Origin of the sequence: Companilactobacillus nantensis DSM 16982 (genome assembly GCF_001435815.1) — a bacterium.
In the GTDB taxonomy this organism is placed as follows: domain Bacteria; phylum Bacillota; class Bacilli; order Lactobacillales; family Lactobacillaceae; genus Companilactobacillus; species Companilactobacillus nantensis.
In genome coordinates this window covers 1-5,219 of record NZ_AZFV01000059.1, presented here as the reverse complement: position 1 = coordinate 5,219, position 5,219 = coordinate 1, and the positions used below count along the sequence as shown (strand labels likewise).

5 protein-coding genes are annotated in these 5,219 nt (G+C 38.3%); 3 read left to right on the top strand and 2 right to left on the bottom strand.

Annotated features, from left to right (window positions below; genetic code table 11):
* Positions 1 to 364: 364 nt before the first annotated feature.
* The 3 genes from acpS (at position 365) to ald (ending at position 3,103) form a co-directional block, all read left to right on the top strand.
* Positions 365 to 721 (top strand): holo-ACP synthase, encoded by a 357-nt coding sequence (gene acpS / locus FD31_RS13470; RefSeq protein ID WP_057893305.1) that lies wholly within the window; start codon positions 365 to 367, stop codon positions 719 to 721.
* Positions 722 to 723: 2 nt separating this feature from the next.
* The gene (alr, locus tag FD31_RS13465) at positions 724 to 1,836 is read left to right on the top strand and encodes an alanine racemase (RefSeq protein ID WP_057893304.1); all 1,113 of its coding nucleotides are present in this window, start codon (positions 724 to 726) and stop codon (positions 1,834 to 1,836) included.
* A 145-nt stretch (positions 1,837 to 1,981) separates the two neighbouring features.
* Positions 1,982 to 3,103 (top strand): alanine dehydrogenase, encoded by a 1,122-nt coding sequence (gene ald, locus FD31_RS13460; protein WP_057893303.1) that lies wholly within the window; start codon positions 1,982 to 1,984, stop codon positions 3,101 to 3,103.
* A 178-nt stretch (positions 3,104 to 3,281) separates the two neighbouring features.
* Here the strand turns inward: ald and cbpA are convergent, their stop codons facing one another.
* Together cbpA and FD31_RS13450 are read right to left on the bottom strand one after the other, a co-directional pair.
* Positions 3,282 to 3,944, bottom strand: a complete 663-nt coding sequence (gene cbpA / locus FD31_RS13455; RefSeq protein WP_057893302.1) for a cyclic di-AMP binding protein CbpA — start codon at positions 3,942 to 3,944, stop codon at positions 3,282 to 3,284.
* A gap of 117 nt (positions 3,945 to 4,061) precedes the next feature.
* Complete coding sequence (locus FD31_RS13450) at positions 4,062 to 5,045, bottom strand: L-lactate dehydrogenase (protein WP_057893301.1); 984 nt, start codon at positions 5,043 to 5,045, stop codon at positions 4,062 to 4,064.
* Positions 5,046 to 5,219 lie beyond the last annotated feature (174 nt).

Here is a 5,219-nt window from a genome sequence, read left to right as displayed (position 1 = left end):
TACCTCCTACTCGATCAGCCAGTGACTATTTCTAGGTTCTGGAGACGGCCGCCTTGATTCTTAGACTTTCAAACGTGAGTACAGTAAAATAATTGAAGGAAGGGCAGTTTGACTGTTGGCAATTTGGAAAGTTTTGAGGACTGTCATAATTAAACTTGAAAAAGTCAGTCAAAATGCTATTATTTAGGCTTGAACAAAAAGGAATCCACAAGTGATTTTGTTTTTTTAATGATTTGAGCTGTTGAAATTTGATATCTGTGCATAATTCATAATGAAAAAGTTTTCCACAACTGTTTGATTGGGGAAAAGTGAGTATACTTTAGATATTGAGTTTTAAAAATTCTTATAAAAACGGAGAAAACATATGATCAAAGGATTGGGTATCGATATTGCAGAAATCGATCGTGTGCGTCAGATCTACGGTCGTCATCCTAGATTCTTGGAAAAAATCTTGAATGCTGATGAAATGGAAGTTTTTAACTCTTTAAATACTGAAAAGTCTAAAATGGCTTATCTGACAGCTCGTTTTTCAGTTAAAGAAGCTTTCACAAAAGCTATGGGAACTGGCCTTCGTGGCATTGGTTTTCATGATTTGAGTGTGCTAAATCATGAGTCAGGTCAGCCTTATATTAAGACTGACATCTTTAAAGGCAATATTCACGTATCAATCTCAGATACAGATGAACTAGTAATAACAGAAGTTATTCTAGAGGAGGCATAGAAATGTTACCATCAATTCACCGTCCAGCCTATGTTGAAGTAGACTTAGAGAAATTGCGTCACAATCTTCAAAATGAACTTGAGGCTGTGCCTGAAGGGACAAAAGTTTTTGCAGTTGTAAAAGCTAATGCCTATGGACATGGACTTGTTCGTGTTGCTAAAGCTGAAATTGAATTTGGAGCTGCTGGTTTATGTGTAGCAACTTTGGATGAGGCTTTAGAGATTCGTAATAGTGGCGTAGACGCGCCTATCTTAGTTTTAGGTATAGTTCCTGTCGAATACGCCAAAGTGGCCGCACGGGCCAATATTTCGCTAACTGTAGGTAGTTTGGACTGGTTGAAGGTTGCTGTTCAGCTTCGTACAATGAATTTACGTGTCCATTTAGGAATTGATAGTGGAATGGGGCGTATCGGTTTTCAAGAAAAAGCTGATTTGATTGAAGCTTGCAACTTTTTAAATGACCACAAAAATGCCTTTATTCCTGAAGGATTGTTCACTCACTTTGCTACAGCTGACAATCCAGATGAAAAATACTTTGAAAAACAAGTTAAACGTTTCAAAGAAATGTCGAGTGATTTGCCAACTAAATTCACTTACGTTCACTGCGCTAATTCAGCCACAGCATTATGGCATCAAGATTTAGCAGTCAATATGGTACGTGATGGCATTGCTTTGTATGGTTTGAACCCATCACAAACTGATATTACGAAATTACCATATGAACTAGAGCCTGCCTTGAGCTTGTATTCAGAACTTGTTTTCGTGAAGAAAGTTAAAGCTGGCACAAGTATTGGTTATGGTGCCACTTATACAAGTGATAAAGATGAATGGATCGGAACGATTCCTATCGGCTACGAAGATGGTTGGTTACGTCGCATGCAAGGGTCAGATGTTTTGATCAATGGTCAACGTTGCCAAAATGTCGGTCGAATTTGTATGGATCAATTCATGGTTCGTTTGCCAGGAGAATTACCAGTTGGTACTAAGGTAACGATTTTAGGTAAAGATGGCGATGAAGAAATCACTGCCACTGATGCAGCTCAATATTCTGGAACAATCAATTATGAAATTCTTTGCTCATTGAGCGAACGGTTGCCAAGAGTTTATAAAAATTAATAAAACAAAATTGGGATGCGAAGGCATCTCTTTTTTTTCGGGTATAAATATGTGGAACCGTTATTTCTAATAATTGAGAGTCTCTCAGATACATGATATGATATATGATATTGATAAAAAAATCACAATATAGGAGGACTGTTGTATGAAAGTTGGTATACCGAAAGAACTTAAAAATCAAGAAGAGCGTGTTGGTTCAACTCCCGATGGCGTGGCTAGTTTAGTTAAGGCTGGTCATCAAGTTGTTGTTGAAGAAAACGCTGGAATCGGTTCAGGCTATACTAACCAACAATATTTAGATGCTGGTGCCAAGATTAGCGATGTTGGTGATGTTTGGAATTCAGAAATGATTATCAAAGTTAAGGAACCAATTGCATCAGAGTACAAGTATTTTAAGAATGGACAAATAATTTATACTTATCTGCATTTAGCTGCTAATAAACCATTAACAGTAGCAATGCTCAAGAGTAAAACAACCGGGATTGCCTATGAGACAATGGTTGGACCTAACGGTGGCTTGCCATTGCTTTATCCAATGAGTCAGATTGCAGGACGCATGGCTGTTCAAGTTGGAGCACATTACCTTGAAGAACCTCATCAAGGTAAAGGTTTGTTATTGAGTGGTGTTCCTGGTGTTCGTAAAGGTAAAGTTACAATTATTGGTGGTGGAACTGTCGGAGTCAACGCAGCTAAAATCGCCATTGGTATGGGTGCCGAAGTAACATTACTTGATATCGATGCGCAGAGATTAGCTGAAATTGAAGATATCTTTGATGGTAAGATCCAAACGTTAATGTCGAATGCTCAAAATATTGCTAAAACAGTCAAGGAATCCGATTTGGTCGTTGGGGCTGTTCTAATTCCGGGTGCGGCAACGCCAAAATTAGTGACTGAAGAAATGATTGCCACAATGGAGCCAGGTTCCGTCGTTGTCGATATTCCAATTGACCAAGGTGGATTATTTGAAACAAGTGTCAAAGCAACAACTCACGACGACCCAACTTATCTTGTCCATGACGTCGTTCATTACACAGTCGCAAATATCCCAGGAGCTGTTCCAAAAACAGCCACAGAAGCATTGTCGAGCGTTACAATGCCATATGCAGTTCAGATAGCAAGTCAGGAATTTGAAAAAGCAATTGAAAATGAAACAATCAAAACAGGTATTAATACATATCAAGGTCATTTAACAGAAAAGGCAGTGGCAGATAGTTTGCAGATGCCATATATGAATTTAACTGACGCTTTAAAGGCAGTGACAGTTTAAAGACTGTTCTTTGATAGATAACTTCCGACCAGAAAAACTAGCCGGATGCGGCAAAATAAAAAAACTCCTTACTGACCCGTAGCAGTCAGTAAGGAGTTTTTGGTTTTGTCTTGAAATGGTTTTGTTTTAGAAAATTAGATACTTACAGTTTTGTTTTTAGAAACAGTTTTAATGCAAATTACAAAGTGTTCTTATCAAGAATCTTGCCAGACTTCAAATCGTCAATTTCAGAAACGATAAAGCTCTTCTTTTCCAAACGTTTGATAATTTCTTTTAAAGTTTCGATGTCTGTGCCTGAAGGCAATGTGAACAATGTTCGACGGACAACCTCGTTTGACTTGGCATCCAAGGTCATACAAGCAGCGACTGAAACATATTTAGCAAAGATTTTTGACATCTTTTCAAGATCACCACGGTCACCAGAAGAACTAACAGTTAGTACGTAGCTACTAATGTCCAAGTTCCAAGAGTCTGACAACATGCTCAAGAGTCTTGAGTGAGTCAAAATTCCGTAGAAAAGATTTGATTCGTCAAGAACTGCGATATATGGCAAATCCTTGATGTTGAAAAATACTTTGAAGAAAGGTGAGTCAACACTGATTGTTTTTGTAGCGTTCTTCATCAATGTTGTTACTGGTAAACTCATGTCGCCACCACGTGATTTGTGACGGTAGATGTGCATCTTATAGATGTTACCCCTAAATATTTGTCCGCTCTCGTCTAAAATTGGCACACAACGATAGCCAGAATCTTCGAGGACTTTCAAAGCTTCCTCGAGTGTTACAGTTTCTTTAACTGTAGTAAGCTTGTCCTTTTTCAGTACAAGTGATTTAACTAACATATATATTCACATCCAATCAAGTATAATTGAATTAATAATACAGTAATTCCGAATAAAAAAAAAGCTGAAACAAATTATTCATTTGTTTCGGCTTTTTTTAAAGCATGATATTTCGGATTATTGACGACCCTTGATACCTGTTGCTTCGAAACCATCTTTAAGAATTTTTTCAAGTTCTGCAGCTGATTTCTTCATTTGTGCTGATTCTTCATCATTCAATGGAACTTCAATAATTTGTTTTAGACCTTTACGGTTGATAATAGCAGGTGAACCGATATAAATGTCTGAAACACCGTATTGACCAGTCATCATGTTTGATAATGGAAGAACAGTGTTTTCGTCGTTTAGCAAGGCCTTGCAGATTCTTGCAAGAGCAGTACCGATACCGTAGAATGTAGCACCCTTAGTATTGATAATGTCGTAAGCTGCGTTAACAACCTTCTTGTAGATAGCGTCAAGAGTATCTTGAGTAACTTCTGGGTGTTGTTCCATCCATTCAGCCATTGTAACGCCACCGATTGACAAGTGTGACCATGCAGCAAATTCTGAATCACCATGTTCACCCATGATGTAACCATTAACTGCACGAGGATCGATGTCTAATTCTTCACCAACGAATTTTTGTAATCTAGCTGAGTCAAGTGATGTACCTGAACCAATTACACGTTCCTTAGGGAAGCCTGAAAGTTTCCATGTAGCGTATGTCAAGATATCAACTGGGTTAGCAGCAACCAAGAAAATACCATTGAATCCTGATTCAACGATTGGGTCAACGATTGTCTTCAAGATGTTCAAGTTCTTGTTAACAAGGTCAAGTCTTGTTTCACCTGGTTTTTGTGGAGCACCAGCAGTGATAACAACGATATCAGCATCCTTAGCATCTGAATATTCACCAGCGTGAATGTTCTTAGGGAATGAGAATGGAAGTGCATCAGCAAGGTCCATTGCGTCACCCTTAATCTTGTCTTTTGCGATATCACAGATAACTAGTTCTTGTGCAATACCTTGAAGTGTCATTGCGTAGGCGAAAGTTGAACCTACAGCACCGTCACCAACTAGAAGTACTTTTTGGTGGTTCTTTTCATTTGTTGGAGTTGTCATTATAAAATATCATCCCTTCGAAAATAATATGTTCCGTGGTTCATTATACAAATAATTAAGGGTAATTAACAAGTTGATTGTGAAAAAAGTGAAAAAATCGTGAAATCGGTGGATTGTTTCAGGGCCGTCTCCGGTTGCGGACAATGGAGTTTGCTGTGGGACCGCTTGGAGCCA